Origin of the sequence: Stenotrophomonas sp. HMSC10F06 (genome assembly GCF_001807865.1) — a bacterium.
Classification (GTDB): Bacteria; Pseudomonadota; Gammaproteobacteria; order Xanthomonadales; family Xanthomonadaceae; genus Stenotrophomonas; species Stenotrophomonas bentonitica_A.
Genome location: NZ_KV791305.1, coordinates 48,909 through 62,965 on the forward strand (window position 1 = coordinate 48,909; position 14,057 = coordinate 62,965).

Consider the following 14,057-nt stretch of genomic DNA (forward strand, 5'->3'; position numbering starts at 1 on the left):
GCACGGGCGTGGCGTCAGCGCGGCTCGACGGTCGGCCTTGCCATGTCCTGCCACTGCGCGGCGACGTCGTCGATACTGCGGGCGGAAACTGCCCGCAGATCACGCGGGTAATGCACGCCCTCGGCCTCGGTCAGTCGGGTCGCATGGAACTGCCCGTTGCTGGCCCGCAGGATCCAGCCGCCCTCGATGCAGGCACGTGAAGCCAGGAACACGACACCCGGCGCCACGCCCTCCGGATGCAGTTCATCCGGTTCGCCCTCCACGCCCCACATGCGGGTCTTGGCCACCGGCGATACCGCATTGACCACGATGCCATGCGCCGCGCCCTCGGCTGCCAGTACGTTGACGATCCCGACCGCGGCCGACTTCGCCGCCGCATACGCCGCCAGCCCATGCTGCACGTACTGCGGATACAGCGCGCGGTCGGAGGTGGTGAGCACGATGCGGCCGTGGCCCTGCGCCTGCATGGCCGGCCATGCGGCCTGCGCCAGCCACAGCGGCGCCTTGGCCGCGAGCGCCATCATGTGATCGAAACGATCCTCGTCCACCGCATCGATACGCTGGTACTCGACCCAGCCGGCGTTGTGCACGATCGCATCCAGGCGGCCGTGCCGCTGCAGGATATCGGCGACCAGCGCTGCTGCCCCGCTGCGGGTATCGATGCCATGATGGCTGGCCTCGACAGAAAGGCTCTGTGTATGCAGGCGCGCCACCGCCTGATCGATCCGCCGCGGATCGGTGCCGGTGCCGTCCAGGGCGGTGCCCACATCCTGCATCACCACGTGTGCACCGCGCTGTGCCAGCAAGCGACTGTAAGCGAGTCCCAGTCCGCCAGCGGCACCGGTGACCAGGGCAACCTGCCCGGCAAAAGAAAGTGTGTCGTTGATCGTCATGCAGACAGCATCCGCCTTGCGCAGCGCGGATGCCAATACCGATGACAGCTTGCTGCAATACTCAGGGCATATCGCACGCAGGACGCCTAGACGTGCGTGGGCTCGACGATCACCGCCGTGCCGTAGCACAGCACTTCGGTCAGGCCGGTCATCACGTCGGTGGCGTCATAGCGCATCGCGATGATCGCATTGGCGCCCAACATCCGCGCATGGTTGGACATGTCGCGATAGGTCTCTTCGCGCGCCTGCTCGCACAGCTGCGTGTAGATGGTGATGTTGCCGCCGAAGATGGTCTGCAGCCCGCCGAGGAAATTGCCCACGATCGAACGCGAACGCACGGTGATGCCACGCACCACGCCCAGGCTGCGCACCACGCGGAAACCGGGCAGTTCCATCGCCGTGGTCACCATCGCATCGTCGAGCCGGGTTGCGGGGCCTGCGCGGCCACCGCTGTTGTAAGGATCCGCCATTGCTGCCTCTATCCAGGGTGAGAGTATCGATCCGGCCAGCGCGCAGGGTGCGGCTGGAGCTGGCCGAAGGATAGCGCCAAGCAGAACGCGGATGCGATGCCGGGTGACCTTCCAGTGCCCCGCCTAGACGCCACCGAGCCTGACCACCTGGTATACCGCCACATTCTGCTCGGCCAGCGCCCGCACCACCTCGGGAATCAGCTGCATCGGCAGGTCCACTTCGTACCCGTGTGGACGCGCGTGCAGCAGCGAGGCGTCGAAATCGAAGGCAGGGTGGTCGCTGGCGCGCTCGACCAGGAACGTGGTGATTGCATCGCGCGCGATGCCCTCCCACTCGCCCACTTCGAAATACACCCGGTACAGCGTGTCGCCGTAATCGTCGGGCGTGCCGTGCACGGATGTCACCGCTGAATCGGTCATCGCGTCCTCCTGTGTGGGCGCAAGCGCCAGGGCCAGCCGAAACCATACACCTCGGCCGGTTCCCGGCGCCTGCACACCGCGGTACGTCCGGCGGCCCTCAGCGACCCCGCGGATCGACCAGATCGCGCTTGCTCCGCGCGAACACCGGTGCGCCTACGTCGAGCTCGGCATCACCCACCGCCCGTCCGGCCAGGAAATCGGCGATGCCCGCGGCGATGGCCGGATTCCCCAGCCACATCTCGTTGTCATGACTGGCGCCGCGCGCCAACAGCGTGCGGCTGTCGCGGAAACCCGGCCGCAGCGCCTCGGCGTTGGCCGGCGGCGTGCGCCCATCCAGCGTGCCACTGATGAACAGCACCGGCACGTTGCTGCGCAGCGGCCCGCGGAAGGCGTCGCCGAGATCGACCAGCCCCAGGCCATCGCCGAGCGCCGGGAACGGGAAGTTCAGCGCATCGCCGAACAGGCTCTCGCGGGCCTGCGCCTCGGCCAGGGCCCGGCGCTGCGGGCTCTGCCCGGAGGCCACGTCCATCGCCAGCGACATCGCGCCGTAGCTGCCGTACTCACTGCGCAGCAGCAGCAACATTGCCGCGAGCAGATCGTAGTCGCCATTTTCGGCATCGCGCAGGATCAGCGGCAGCCACTGCTGCGTCATGCGGCGTCCCAGGCTGGCACTGATCGCAAGCTGGGCGTCGTACTCGCCGATCATCACCGGCTTGCCGCCATGCATGACACTGCGCCCCTGGCGCGGCTGCTCACGCAGTGCTGCCAGCACCCGCATGGCCGAGCCGGTCAGGTCATCGAAGCCCGCCTCCTTGGCCGCCCCGCTCAACTTCGCCAGCAGCGCATCAGCCGACAGCGGCAGCTTCAATGTGTCATCGGGTCCCTCCGTGCCCATCAGCACTACCCGGCCGAGACCAGCACCGTGCAGGCGCACCGTGGCCAGCGCCAGATGGGTGCCGTAGCTCATGCCCCACAGGCTGATCTTCGGCACCTTCAACGCCCGCCGCAGGTCCTCCAGGTCAGCGGCACTCTCGGCGGTGGTGTAGGCCCCCAGATCCACGCCGGCCTCCCGCCAGTACGCCACGCAGCGGGCGGCCACCCCGCGCAGCGCGGCGAGCGCGGCGTCGTGCTGCAGCGGCTGTGCATCGTCGAACGTGTGCTGGTGCGGGCACGGCGGCGGCGGTTCGGACTCGCCCGCCCCGCGCTGGTCGAGCAGCAGCACGTCGGTCTCGCGCCGGACCTGATCGAACACCGGCCAGCGCGGACCGCGCCCGGTCCCGATTCCCGAGCCACCCGGGCCGCCGGCCAGGTACACCACCGGTGCGGCGCGGCGATCGCCACCGGTCGCCGGCAGGCGTACCACCCGCAGTCGCATGCGCGGTCCGTTCGGATCGGCATGCCGGCGCGGCACCTCCAGGTAGCCCGCCTCGGCCGCGATCGTGCCGTGCTCCTGTGTCTCGAACGCATACGGGGTGAACACCAACGGCGCCGGCGCATCGGCTGCCAGCACGGGTGACGCACCGACCAGGGTCAGGCAGAGCGCTGCCCACCGGGTGACCCGAAGGCACAGGCCGGGGGCAGGAGAACGGAACAGGGACATCGGGACGTTGGACATGACGGCCTCCGGTTGGGCGATAAGGGAATCGAGCGGCGAGTGACAGCGCGTGCACCACGCCTGCAGCATCGCCGTCCCCACGGCGGCCGAGGACGGCCCGTCCGCCGACCAGCTCCAGACGGGGGTCCAGCAGCTCCATGCAACCGATACGATGGGCCCATGCAGATCCCACGCACTCTGGCCGCCCTCGCCGTCCTGCTCATCGCAATCGCCGCGTGGCTGCTGTTGGTCGCGCCCGCACCGGGGGTGCGCTACTACGAAGCCCAGGAGATGGCGCGCGCTACGCTGGGGGCGGATGGCGCACTGCCAACCGCGCCGCCGAAGACACTGGCCTGGCAACCGGCCAACCAACGCAAACTGGTGCAGTGGCGCGGTCCTTACTGGCTGCGCTGGCGCCTGCCCGCGCCGGCAAACCAGGACGCGGCCGACCGCGCACTGCGCGTCTCGGTGCGCGCCGCCAGCCGGCCCTTCTGGAATGGCCAGCCGTTGGCCGCAAACGGCATCGTCGGCCGCAGCGCGGAAGAAGAGCAGCCCGGACAGGTGGACATCATCCGTGTGCTTCCGCCCTCCTCGCGCAGCGGCACCGATGAGGTGGTGCTGCTCGCCTCCAGCCATCATCAGTGGCTGACGCCGCGCGGTGCGGATGCCTTCGTTGCCGTCGCGCCAGCCGCCTCGATCTACGGCCACGGCATCGGAGCGTGGTTGATCGCCGCCCTCGCCACCGGTGCACTCGGCGCGGCGTGCCTGTACTTCCTCGCCGCACAGCGCGGCCGGCCGCGTGTGCCCGGTGCGCGCCTGTTGCTCGCCTTGGGCGTCGTCGGCCTTGTGTTGCCCGTGGTCGAAGCATGGCGGCCGCTGGTCGGGTATGCCTACCCTTGGCACGGTCCACGCCTGCTGATGCTGCTTGTGCTGCACCTCGCCGCTGCGATCCTGCTGCCGGCTTACCTGGCGCGTCGTTTCGGCGTCGCGGTGCCGAAGCCCGCCCGCATCGCCTATCTCACCACCCTGCTGGCGCTGGCCGCCTTCGTGCCCAGCTTCGATGGCCGCGGGGCCGCGCTGCTGCTGCTGAGCCTGCTGACCTCCGCCTGCGTGCTGCTGCGCGCCCATAGCGAGCCTGACGAACGCTGGCCGATCCTGACGCTGGTCGTGGCAGGCGCGCTTGCCGTCCCCTTGGCCGGCGGCATCGTCCTCGATGGCCCCTACTTTCTGTTCCTGGCGGTGCTGATGGGCTTCCTGCTGATCCGCCACGCCGCGCAACTGCGTAGGCTGGACCACCACAACGCGCAGCTGCGCGAAGAGCGCGCCCGCCTCTCGCTGCAGCTGCTGCAACGGGGCATCCAGCCGCATTGGCTGATGAACACCCTCACCGGCCTGCAGGAACTGATCGAACAGGCACCGATGCGCGCCAGCCGCCTGGTCGAATCGTTGGCTGAGCAGTTCGACCGCCTGCGTGAAAGCAGCACCCGCCCCAGCGTACCGCTGGAGGAAGAGCTGGCGCTGTGCCGCAACCACCTGGACATCGTCGGCCTGGCGCTGGATCGCCACATCGGTCTTGAGGTCGAGGGCGAACACACGGGCCTGTGGCTGCCACCCGGCGTGCTGCATGCACAGGTCGAGAATGCGCTCACGCATGCGGGGGCGGTCGCGTGCGCCGGGCATCCGTTCCGCCTGCGTGTTCAACGCGAGGACGACCGATGGATGTTGCAGCTTCGCAGCGCACGCGGCACTGCCCCGCATCGCGGACAAGGCACTGGCACCCGCTACATCGAGGCCAGCCTTGCAGCTACCTGCCCGGAGAGCTGGCGCTTTGAGCAGGGCGCCGATGGCAACGACTGGTACGGCCGCATGGAGCTGACATGCGCATCCTGATCGTCGAGGACGAACTGCTGGTCCGCCAGCGGCTGCTGCGGATGTGTACCGAACTGGCTGGCAGCCGCGCGCGATTCGATGCCGTGGCCGACCTGGACGCCGCAGGTGACCGGCTGCAGCGCAGCGTGTATGACGGCCTGCTGCTGGATTTGAATCTGGGGGGCGAGGATGGCTTCGACCTGCTGAAGCGGGTGGTGGCTGGCCGATACCACTGCGTAGTGGTCTCCGCGCATCGGGAGCGGGCACTGCAGGCGTTTGAGCATGGGGTGCTGGATTTCGTGCCGAAGCCCTTCTCTCACGAACGGCTGGGGCAGGCGCTGGAGCGGCTGCTGGATGTCGGGCGGTATCGGTCCGGAGCGGCGCGTTACCTGGGCATCTGGCATGCACAGGGGACCGCAATGGTGGAGCTGGCGGACGTGCTTTGGATCCGTGCTGATGGGGATTACAGCGAGGTGCGCATGCGTGATGGGCGCAGTGAACTGCATGACAAATCGCTGGCGAGTCTTACTGCCGTGCTGCCGCCGGATTTTGTGCGCTGCCACCGGTCGTATATGGTCAATCTGAAGCATGTGCGGACGCTGCACGCGGCGTCGGGGAGCCGGTATTGGTTGATGTTGAAGGATGGGGCTGAGGTGCCGGTGGGGCGGGCGTTTGTTGAAGAGATTCGTAGGGACATCGGGTCGACTGCTTGAATCCCAGTCCAGAACCGGCATGTAAAACACAAGCACTGTTTGCCCGTGGGACGCTGGCTTCACTTCATGCACCAGTGACCGGCAAGGCTACGGCGCGAATGCAACTTCCCACTTGCCGTACGGCGTCAGCCCGAGCGACTGTGCAAGCGCATTCGATGCGACGTTGTCACACTTGCAATGGTACTGCGCCTCATATCCACGGCTCTCAGCATGATCAACCATGGCTCGCACCAACGATGGTGAGGTTCGGGTTTGTGACGACTGACGCTGTCCGGATCTGCCATGTTCTTGGCATCAGCACGATTGACGCGCCGCAGCTTCCGCCGTCAACCCGTTTGGACAGGAGCGCTGCTGCGAAAGCGCTCCCGGTAGTCGCCGGGTGCCACGCCAAGCACACGAAGGAAGGCACGACGCAGGGTCTGTTCGTCTGACAGCCCCGTCAGCGCCGCAACCCGCTTGATCGGCAATGTGCCGGACTCGAGCAGGCGCCGTGCGGCTTCCAGCCTCAACATTTCCACTGCCTTGGCAGGCGTGACGCCACATCTGCTGCGGTAGACACGGGCGAAAGTGCGCGGCGACATGTTCATCCAGTCAGCCAGCACATCCACGCGCAGATCCTCGTGCAGGTGAGCCGCCATCCAGCCGTGAAGCTCGGCGAAATCGCCACCGGTGCTGGACTGCGCCGACAGCGGCGCACTGAATTGCGACTGCCCGCCCGAACGCTTGACGAACACGACCAGCTGTCGCGCCACGTCGATGGCGAGCCGGTGTCCGTGATCATCCTCGATCAACGCAAGCGTCAGATCGATGCCTGCGGTGACACCTGCCGAGGACCACACATTGCCATCCCGCACGAAGATCCGGTCAGCATCCACGTGTACGCCGGGGTACAGGCTCGATAGCCGCGTTGCCCAGTCCCAGTGCGTTGCCGCGCGCCGCCCCTCCAACTGCCCTGCGGCGGCCAACAGGAACGCGCCCGTGCAGATCGAGCACAATCTCCTCACTGTCTGGCCCCGCGCTGCCACCCACGTCACCAGTGCTGCGGATGCCTCGTACACGTCACCGCCGCAGCCACCTGGCGCCATCAACGTATCGATCGCGACGTCCTCCAGGCTGGCCAGTGCCTTCGACATCACCTGCAGCCCGGCGCTGGTGGCCACCAGACCGCCATGTTCGGATACGACGGTAATCTCATAGCGCAGCCTGCCCTCGGCCAGCGGCCTGCACTGATTGGCCGTGTGCAGCGCCTGGAGCGGCCCGGTGAGATCAAGCACGTTCATGTTCTCGTGGGCGAGCAGTACAACGTGACGCGTTGCGGATGGGTCGGACATGGGGCCCTGTGCGTTCAACGCGGAAAGTCGGGGTACTCGAACGCCAGCGCGACGCCCGTGGCCGTTGCGCGGCCATATCGATGCATGATGCCATCGAGTGCAGCATCCAGTGCCCTCACTGGCGCCAGGTCGGCGGCAATCACCAACGGGGCGTCACTGTCAGTCATGCGCTGGCGATCAGGCAGGACGCGCAGTCCGTGGCGTGTCACAAAGGGTTCGCCAGTGGTGGACACAAGATAGGCTTGGCTGCGGCCGGTGGTCGAGTACGCATCGATGGTCAACGCGAGCGCGCCCTCATCGATTCCCGGTACCCCCATCACATCGATCTGATCGCGGCCGTGCAGCCATCGATTGGTGTAAAGCACTTTTGCCAGCGGCACCGCCGTTGTGCCCAACCGGGGGGAAAAGGCATCGCTGTCATGCTCCGCCGACCACGCCATGACGCCCACCGCCCGGGCAACGTGCTGGGCCTGCTCACGCCCGCTGATGGCCTCCACGAGCGCGATGGACGCGGGGATGGCAGCGCTTACGCCCGCGGTCGACACCCAGTTTCCATCGGCAACATACCGTCGATTCGGCAACTAGCGTATCCCGGGGTACTGCTTTCCCCGCGTCGCAGCGGTCGACCAATGCGCTGTGGCGCGCCGCCCATCGAACGTCCCCATCTGCGCGGCGACAAGGGCACCGTTGCAGATGGTGACGATCGTCGCCCCTTGGCCGGACTGCCGCTTCAGCCACGCGATGAGGCGCAGCGTAGCGGCCTGCGCGGGCACGATGATGTAGTCGGCCCCCTCTGGATGGATCACATCGAACTGCGCCACCGTGGTGTCCGTCGCGATCCGGAACCCTGGCCGCCCGAGGTCGGTAAATGTGGACAGCGGCCCCGGGTCGAGCGTCACCGCGGACACATCGAGGGTGCCGGTACGGGACAGGATCGCGAACGGCACCAGGAAGTCGCTGACCTCCACGCCGATGTTTTCCCCCACTACCGCGATCACGGCCCGGGCGCGGGCCGGCCTTGGACGATAGGCGGGGATCACCGACTCCTGGGTGGAAGAGGCACTCGACGCTTGCTCGGCGGGTCGCGTCGTTCTGGCTGGCGGCCCTGCACATCCGGCCAGCACCACAGATACAGCCCACGCGGCATGCAGACCGCGTCCAGGGAAAGTGCGAGATACCATGGTGCTGCCATAGGTAAGTGATGTGCGTGCATTCTTTGCTCCCTGCGCCACGGCAAGAATGTCGCGGTTGCGTCATTTCCTGCCATGACCCTGTCCTTCCGGTTGAGGAGAGACCGCCAGCTACGCTTCGATGCCTGCCGCGAAGTCCGCCTTGAGCAGGTCCGGCTCACGCGCAGCGTGGGTGCACAGCGCTGAGATAGTGAAGCTTTGGCGCCGTGACATCCGCAGCAAGGCCAAGCAGCGCAGGTGACCACCAACCTTCCTTCCTGCTCATGCAGGCCGAGGGACAGCGGTGCAGCGCGATCTCCTCAGTGGCCAAAATCCATTGCGATCCGTCGGGTCATCGAGCGGATCTTCCCGCTCCTGCAGACCGAGGTCGCCTTGGCCAGGTGCTCTTTGCAAAATCTCCGTACGCGTCTGCTCCTGACCAAAAGCGGACTCCGAACACTGTCAGCACATCTGTGAATGCCGAGCTGACGGGCCGACGTGTCCGTCCAGCCAGGCTCACTGCTACTTGATCTTCAGCTCCGGCAGAAGAGCGTCAACATCAACCAGCTCCAGGGACTTGACCATGTGCAGCGTCCCGTTCTTGTACTTGAGGAAGTGCGGACTCTTCAGATGCTGCTCGTAAGCCTCACGACTCGCATAGATTTCAAGGATCGTCAGCCGAGTAGGATCTTCCTTGTCAAAAACCGCATACAACGACAGCACGCCTGGCTCAAGCGCCATTGAGGCGCGAACTTCTTCCGCCAACTCGTCTCGATAGGCGGGCAGATGGTCTGCATCAACGGTGATCTTTGATAGTCGTGTCATCTGTGCCTCCTCCGCTCCAACACGGAAGGAGCACGCCAACATACTGAACAACGTGGCCATGATGATCTTGTTCACTTGGGTCTCCCAGGTGCGCATGACAGTAAAGAAGTCTTTCGCGCAGGCATCATTCTTTCCGCACTTCCAGCTGAGTTTGAATGCCGACGCGAACACGTTCCGCGGCCTCCACGCCGACGTGCGCTTCGAGCACATCAGCCAGCTGGTACAAATGCTCTGGCCGCAGTCCGATGTTCATGCTCATGCCTATGTGAGACTGCAACTGAGGGCCCACCCCGGACATCGCCGCCAGCATGCTGACCGTGGCCAACTCACGGCTCTGCCAATCCAGGTTGTCGCGCTCGAAGATGTCGCCAAACAGGTGCGTACGCAGATAGTCGTTTGCCTGCGGTGCGAAATCGAACAATGGCCCTGAGACCGGACCACCAGCCAGCTTGGTCTGATTCGCGGTGCCTGCAGCGAGCAACGCGGCGCCCTTGGGGATCGGCTTGGCAGGTTCGCGGCCAGCTTCATCCTGGATGCCCCTCTGCCTGCGCGCCTCCGCCACCTTCATCAGTCCGGTCAACGCGTTCAGGCTGCGCGGAAAGCCCGCATAGGCGTAAACCTGCACGAGGATTTCTCGCGCTTCGGCAAGACTCAGCCCCGCGTCCAAGCCTTGATTCAGCGCCTCCCGAAGGCTATCCATGTTGCCGGCAGCTGCGGAGGCGCTGATCGGAATGATGGCTTGCTGGCGGGAATCCAGTTCGGTGGTAGAACCCCCGTCTGAGTTGACGTTCATAGCTTCTCCTTCGTGTGCGAAAGGCGGCATTGAGCGGATCGATGCGGACCGTGCCCGTAAACCAGTCCGTCGATCCTTTGATGGACGCTTGGGCGCCATGGCGTTTGATTTCCATGTAGCTCACCCATTTGTGGTGTGGTTGGGCATGCAACCAACGGCTACTCGGACTCAATCCGAACCGCGAGCGGACCTTCCGTGCGAAGGACCTGCAGTCCTCCTTCGATTCGACCCAGTCGGATCAAACCCTTCGAGTACGCAAATGGCCTGTGGAAAATCGCCAGATTTCCCCACGGCGCATAAAAGGCGATGTCGCCCGCCGCCGGCGTGAATCCCTCCGGCTCACCCGCCACACTGAGACGGCGCGGAAGCTGCGCGATTTTCTCGTTCGCGGCGTAGTCCTCAAGCTGCAGCGTCAGCGGCAACTGGGCGATGAACTCGCGCGCCGGGATACTGTCTTCCATGGTGGCCGACAGCACCTGATCGTTGATGATCAGTCGAATCTTCATGGAATGAACTTCCGGGTTTGACTCTACCTTCCTGGCTGCAATGGCGTGATGAGCGGGCTCGGCAGAGCATGCCGCTATTCCCCCGAATGCAAGCAGGAGGCAAAGTAGCTTTCCTGTGAACGACGTAACGCGCCTCATCAGCCCCGTGCCTCCACAGCGACCACCGGCCCGGGCGTGGTCGCCCGGTCGGACGCCGTGGCATAAGCGAGCAGCGCGGCGCACAGCAACAGGCCAGCACTGGCCAGGAACGTACTGGCAAAGCCGAGACTGTCAAACAGCAGTCCGCCCACGGTCGAGCCAAGTGCGATGGAGCACTGCACCACCGCCACCATCAGCCCGCCGCCGGCCTCTGCGTTGTTGGTGAAAGTGCGGGCCAGCCAGCTCCACCAGCCCACCGGCGCGGCCGTTGCCAGCAGGCCCCATGCCGAGAGCAGTGCGGCGGTCGGCCAAAGCTGGTGCCCCAGTGGAACCAAGGCCACAGCAATGAGCGCCATCAAGGCTGGAATGGTCACCAGCGTTCGGTAAAGCCCACGCCTGATGAACGCGCCAATGACGAGCGTGCCCACGAAGCCACTTATGCCGATGGCCAGCAGCACCAGTGGTACAGCAGACGCTCCTGCACTGGTCACCCGCTCCAGGAACGGCCGCACGTAGGTGAACAGGGCAAATTGCCCCATGAAGAAGGCACCGCAGGCAAGCATGCCAAGTGCCACCACACGCCGCCGGAACAGCGCGACCAAGCCGCCTTGTGACTGCCCGCTCTCCGCGGGCATGGAGGGCAGACAAACCCACTGCCATGCGAGAGCTATGGCAGCCACCGGCAGAAGGCACAAGAAAGCGCCGCGCCATCCGATCATGCCGCCCAGGTAGCTGCCCAATGGCGCCGCAACTACCGTTGCAAGCGCGTTGCCGCTATTGAATATCGCCAAGGCTCGCGGAATCTTCGCAGCCGGAACCAGCCGCATTGCCGTTGCGGCAGACAGTGACCAGAACCCACCGATCACCACGCCGATCAGTGCACGCCCCATCATGTAGACCGGATAGTTCGGAGCCAGGGCCACCACCACACCCGACACTGCCATCAATGCGGTGAGGATCAGCAGCAACGTTCGTCGATTCATGTTGCCCGCCAACCGGGAGATCAACAGGCTGGTCAGCACCGCAAAGGCTCCCGAAATGGCAATGCCGTACCCGGCAAGCCCTTCGGTCACGCCCAGATCTGCCGCCAAGGGAGTAAGCAGGCTCACCGGCATGAATTCCGAGGCTATCAACGCGAAGACGCACAACGTCATCGCGAGCACGCCCCCCCAGTTGGCGCGATCTGCAATCGCGTGTGTGCGGCTCATTTCCCGGCCAGGCCGCGCTGGAAGAACGTCGTCAGTTTCTCGAAGGGAATCAGGTTGGCGCGGTCATACAGGTCCACGTGACCCGCACCCTTCACCCAGTAGAGTTCCTTCGGTTGGCCGGCCCTTTGGTATGCGTCTTCGCTGAACTCGCGTGAATGTGCGGCGTCGCCGGAGACGAACAGCATCGGCCGGGGTGAGATGGTCTCGATGTCATTGAAGGGATAGAAGTTCATGAATTTGACCAAGCTGCTGAAGAGCGGCTGGGTCGTCAGCTCTGCCGTATCGCCCTTTGGCGTGTAGGCGCCGCGCGGGGTACGGTAGAAGTCGAAAAACTCGCGTTGGATGGCAGGGGTGTCAGCATCGAGTTTGTTCACCGTGCCTGGCACGTACACTGCCGCCCCGCCCTTGAACTCTGCCAGGCGCTGGCCCGTTGCGGACTGGATCATCGTCTTGCGCTGCTCCAGCGATTGCCCGTTGTTCAGCCCCTGCCGTGCCGCCGCACCCATGTCGTACATGCTCACCGTAGCAATGGCCTTGATGCGCGGGTCGATCTTGGCGGCGCTGATCACAAAGCTGCCGCTGCCACAGATGCCCAGGCCGCCAATCCGATCCGGGTCCACATAGGCCTGCGTACTCAGGAAGTCGACGGCCGCACTGATGTCGTCTGAATAGATTTCCGGCGCCACCATGTGCCGCGGGGCGCCGCCGCTCTCTCCCCAGAAGGAAAGATCGATCGCCAGCGTAACGAAGCCCTGTTCGGCCAGCTTCTGCGCGTAGAGCTGCGAGCTCTGCTCCTTCACCGCGCCCATCGGGGGGCCAACCACCACGGCGGGCGCGCGGCCGCCGCGAGGCAAGCCATGAGGGCGGTACAGCGTGCCTACCACTTCCATCTGGTACTGGTTGTGGAAGCTGACGCGCTCACCCGTGACCGTGGGGCTGCGGTAGAAGTTGTCTGCCCCGGCCGGACGGGCTGCCCCAGGCGTTTCGGCAGCCATGGCGGGAAGCGGAAGTACGTAGCTGGCAAGCAGCGCCAGCAGCAACGTGGTCGGTTTCATGCGAGTGCGGCCTCGGTTGGGGGGACTGAGGTCGCCACGATAGGCTCCGCCCGCTACTGCGATAAGCCGGCTGAAAGTTGATGCATTGTTGAGTTGAGCTCACAATTGGTCCATGAGCGCCGTGAAGACCAATGATCTGCAAGCCTTTCTGGTGGTGGCCCAGGAGCAGAGCTTCACCAAGGCCGCCGTTCGCCTTGGGGTGACGCCCTCTGCGCTGAGCCATTCGATGCGGTTGCTGGAAGAGCGCCTGGGCATTCGCCTGCTGGCCCGCACCACCCGCAACGTTTCCCCCACTGAAGCCGGCGAGCGCCTTATGCGCTCCATCGCACCGCACTTCGAGGCTATCGGTGCCAGCGTGGAAGCATTGGGGGACCTGCGCGACCGGCCGGCGGGAACGCTACGGATCTCCTGCACGGATGATTCGATGGAGACCATCATCCGACCACGGCTTGCCGGGTTCCTGGCCGAGTACCCGGACATCACGCTTGAGTTCTACGTGGATTACGGCTTTACCAACGTGGTGGAGCAGCGTTTCGACGCTGGCATCCGGCTCGGGGAAGCGCTGAGCAAGGACATGATCGCTGTCAGGGTCGGACCGGATTGGCGGCTGGTGGTGGTTGGATCCCCCGGCTACTTCCAGAAACATCCCAAGCCCAGGAAGCCCGCCGACATCACCCGACATCGTTGCGTACACATCCGGCATCGCCCAAACGGTGCAATTTACGCGTGGGAGTTTGAGGAGAAGGGCAAGGAGTTCACGGTGCGCGGCGATGGACCGTTGGTCTTCAACAGCATGACCCACGTCATCAATGCCGCCATGGACGGCCTGGGTTTGGCCTATGCGCCCGAGCCGATGGTCGCCGAGCATATCGCGGCGGGCAGGCTGGTTGCCGTGCTCGATAAGTGGTGCTTACCCTTCCCCGGCTACCACCTTTACTACCCAAACCGCCGGCAGCCCTCGCCCGCATTTACGGCGCTGGTTGGGTGGCTGAGGCTGGAATGAGGAGGAGCAGAAAGCTCGGATTGAATCGCCCAGTGTGTCGATACCGCCCGGGCAGTGGCGCTACCTGCTG

General features: G+C 65.2%; 15 protein-coding genes. 3 read left to right on the forward strand and 12 right to left on the reverse strand.

Translation table 11 applies throughout. The features are described from left to right. Nucleotides 1-14: 14 nt before the first annotated feature. The 4 genes from HMPREF3113_RS15945 to HMPREF3113_RS15960 all read right to left on the reverse strand — a co-directional run bounded on the left by HMPREF3113_RS15945 (nucleotide 15) and on the right by HMPREF3113_RS15960 (nucleotide 3,398). A complete protein-coding gene (locus tag HMPREF3113_RS15945) occupies nucleotides 15-893 on the reverse strand; it encodes an SDR family NAD(P)-dependent oxidoreductase (protein WP_070473900.1) in 879 nt (292 codons plus the stop codon). 86 nt (nucleotides 894-979) lie between these two features. Beyond that, a complete protein-coding gene (locus HMPREF3113_RS15950) occupies nucleotides 980-1,363 on the reverse strand; it encodes a YbjQ family protein (protein ID WP_019185367.1) in 384 nt (127 codons plus the stop codon). Nucleotides 1,364-1,486: 123 nt separating this feature from the next. Then, nucleotides 1,487-1,783 carry a hypothetical protein gene (locus HMPREF3113_RS15955; protein WP_019185366.1) on the reverse strand — a complete coding sequence of 99 codons (297 nt, stop codon included), beginning with the start codon at nucleotides 1,781-1,783 and terminating at the stop codon, nucleotides 1,487-1,489. Between the two features lie 97 nt (nucleotides 1,784-1,880). Beyond that, nucleotides 1,881-3,398 carry an alpha/beta fold hydrolase gene (locus tag HMPREF3113_RS15960; protein ID WP_254665308.1) on the reverse strand — a complete coding sequence of 506 codons (1,518 nt, stop codon included), beginning with the start codon at nucleotides 3,396-3,398 and terminating at the stop codon, nucleotides 1,881-1,883. 159 nt (nucleotides 3,399-3,557) lie between these two features. On the opposite strand from HMPREF3113_RS15960, the gene HMPREF3113_RS15965 reads away from it, so the two are divergent. Continuing rightward, nucleotides 3,558-5,267, forward strand: coding sequence for a histidine kinase (locus tag HMPREF3113_RS15965; RefSeq protein ID WP_070473882.1), 1,710 nt, complete (start codon nucleotides 3,558-3,560; stop codon nucleotides 5,265-5,267). Next, on the forward strand, nucleotides 5,255-5,959 hold the full coding sequence (locus tag HMPREF3113_RS15970) for a LytR/AlgR family response regulator transcription factor (protein ID WP_070473885.1): 705 nt from the start codon (nucleotides 5,255-5,257) through the stop codon (nucleotides 5,957-5,959). The genes HMPREF3113_RS15965 and HMPREF3113_RS15970 overlap by 13 nt, the downstream gene beginning before the upstream one ends. Before the next feature lie 326 nt (nucleotides 5,960-6,285). Here HMPREF3113_RS15970 and HMPREF3113_RS15975 read toward each other — a convergent pair whose 3' ends face one another. From HMPREF3113_RS15975 to HMPREF3113_RS16005, 8 genes are all read right to left on the reverse strand, one after another. Continuing rightward, nucleotides 6,286-7,290 (reverse strand): GlxA family transcriptional regulator, encoded by a 1,005-nt coding sequence (locus HMPREF3113_RS15975; RefSeq protein ID WP_070473887.1) that lies wholly within the window; start codon nucleotides 7,288-7,290, stop codon nucleotides 6,286-6,288. A 14-nt stretch (nucleotides 7,291-7,304) separates the two neighbouring features. Continuing rightward, nucleotides 7,305-7,835 (reverse strand): hypothetical protein, encoded by a 531-nt coding sequence (locus HMPREF3113_RS19045; protein ID WP_254665310.1) that lies wholly within the window; start codon nucleotides 7,833-7,835, stop codon nucleotides 7,305-7,307. Between the two features lie 36 nt (nucleotides 7,836-7,871). After that, the gene (locus tag HMPREF3113_RS19050; RefSeq protein WP_254665311.1) at nucleotides 7,872-8,330 is read right to left on the reverse strand and encodes a DJ-1/PfpI family protein; all 459 of its coding nucleotides are present in this window, start codon (nucleotides 8,328-8,330) and stop codon (nucleotides 7,872-7,874) included. 651 nt (nucleotides 8,331-8,981) lie between these two features. Continuing rightward, complete coding sequence (locus tag HMPREF3113_RS15985) at nucleotides 8,982-9,359, reverse strand: putative quinol monooxygenase (protein ID WP_202803186.1); 378 nt, start codon at nucleotides 9,357-9,359, stop codon at nucleotides 8,982-8,984. A 49-nt stretch (nucleotides 9,360-9,408) separates the two neighbouring features. Beyond that, nucleotides 9,409-10,077 carry a carboxymuconolactone decarboxylase family protein gene (locus HMPREF3113_RS15990; RefSeq protein WP_019185358.1) on the reverse strand — a complete coding sequence of 223 codons (669 nt, stop codon included), beginning with the start codon at nucleotides 10,075-10,077 and terminating at the stop codon, nucleotides 9,409-9,411. A gap of 158 nt (nucleotides 10,078-10,235) precedes the next feature. After that, on the reverse strand, nucleotides 10,236-10,583 hold the full coding sequence (locus HMPREF3113_RS15995; protein WP_070473889.1) for a cyclophilin-like fold protein: 348 nt from the start codon (nucleotides 10,581-10,583) through the stop codon (nucleotides 10,236-10,238). Nucleotides 10,584-10,720: 137 nt separating this feature from the next. Further along, complete coding sequence (locus tag HMPREF3113_RS16000) at nucleotides 10,721-11,929, reverse strand: MFS transporter (protein WP_070473891.1); 1,209 nt, start codon at nucleotides 11,927-11,929, stop codon at nucleotides 10,721-10,723. Continuing rightward, entirely contained in the window at nucleotides 11,926-12,984 is a 1,059-nt protein-coding gene (locus HMPREF3113_RS16005) for an alpha/beta hydrolase (RefSeq protein WP_070473893.1), read from the reverse strand. The genes HMPREF3113_RS16000 and HMPREF3113_RS16005 overlap by 4 nt, the downstream gene beginning before the upstream one ends. 112 nt (nucleotides 12,985-13,096) lie before the next feature. Between HMPREF3113_RS16005 and HMPREF3113_RS16010 the strand changes: the two genes are divergently transcribed. After that, nucleotides 13,097-13,987 carry a LysR family transcriptional regulator gene (locus HMPREF3113_RS16010; protein WP_070473895.1) on the forward strand — a complete coding sequence of 297 codons (891 nt, stop codon included), beginning with the start codon at nucleotides 13,097-13,099 and terminating at the stop codon, nucleotides 13,985-13,987. Nucleotides 13,988-14,057: the final 70 nt, after the last annotated feature.

What these genes read in the sequence shown, in the direction of transcription:
- HMPREF3113_RS15945 (WP_070473900.1), bottom strand. Translation starts at nt 893, where the DNA reads ATGACGATCAACGACACACTTTCTTTTGCCGGGCAGGTTGCCCTGGTC.
- HMPREF3113_RS15950 (WP_019185367.1), bottom strand. Translation starts at nt 1,363, where the DNA reads ATGGCGGATCCTTACAACAGCGGTGGCCGCGCAGGCCCCGCAACCCGG.
- HMPREF3113_RS15955 (WP_019185366.1), bottom strand. Translation starts at nt 1,783, where the DNA reads ATGACCGATTCAGCGGTGACATCCGTGCACGGCACGCCCGACGATTAC.
- HMPREF3113_RS15960 (WP_254665308.1), bottom strand. Translation starts at nt 3,398, where the DNA reads ATGTCCAACGTCCCGATGTCCCTGTTCCGTTCTCCTGCCCCCGGCCTG.
- HMPREF3113_RS15965 (WP_070473882.1), top strand. Translation starts at nt 3,558, where the DNA reads ATGCAGATCCCACGCACTCTGGCCGCCCTCGCCGTCCTGCTCATCGCA.
- HMPREF3113_RS15970 (WP_070473885.1), top strand. Translation starts at nt 5,255, where the DNA reads ATGCGCATCCTGATCGTCGAGGACGAACTGCTGGTCCGCCAGCGGCTG.
- HMPREF3113_RS15975 (WP_070473887.1), bottom strand. Translation starts at nt 7,290, where the DNA reads ATGTCCGACCCATCCGCAACGCGTCACGTTGTACTGCTCGCCCACGAG.
- HMPREF3113_RS15990 (WP_019185358.1), bottom strand. Translation starts at nt 10,077, where the DNA reads ATGAACGTCAACTCAGACGGGGGTTCTACCACCGAACTGGATTCCCGC.
- HMPREF3113_RS15995 (WP_070473889.1), bottom strand. Translation starts at nt 10,583, where the DNA reads ATGAAGATTCGACTGATCATCAACGATCAGGTGCTGTCGGCCACCATG.
- HMPREF3113_RS16000 (WP_070473891.1), bottom strand. Translation starts at nt 11,929, where the DNA reads ATGAGCCGCACACACGCGATTGCAGATCGCGCCAACTGGGGGGGCGTG.
- HMPREF3113_RS16005 (WP_070473893.1), bottom strand. Translation starts at nt 12,984, where the DNA reads ATGAAACCGACCACGTTGCTGCTGGCGCTGCTTGCCAGCTACGTACTT.
- HMPREF3113_RS16010 (WP_070473895.1), top strand. Translation starts at nt 13,097, where the DNA reads ATGAGCGCCGTGAAGACCAATGATCTGCAAGCCTTTCTGGTGGTGGCC.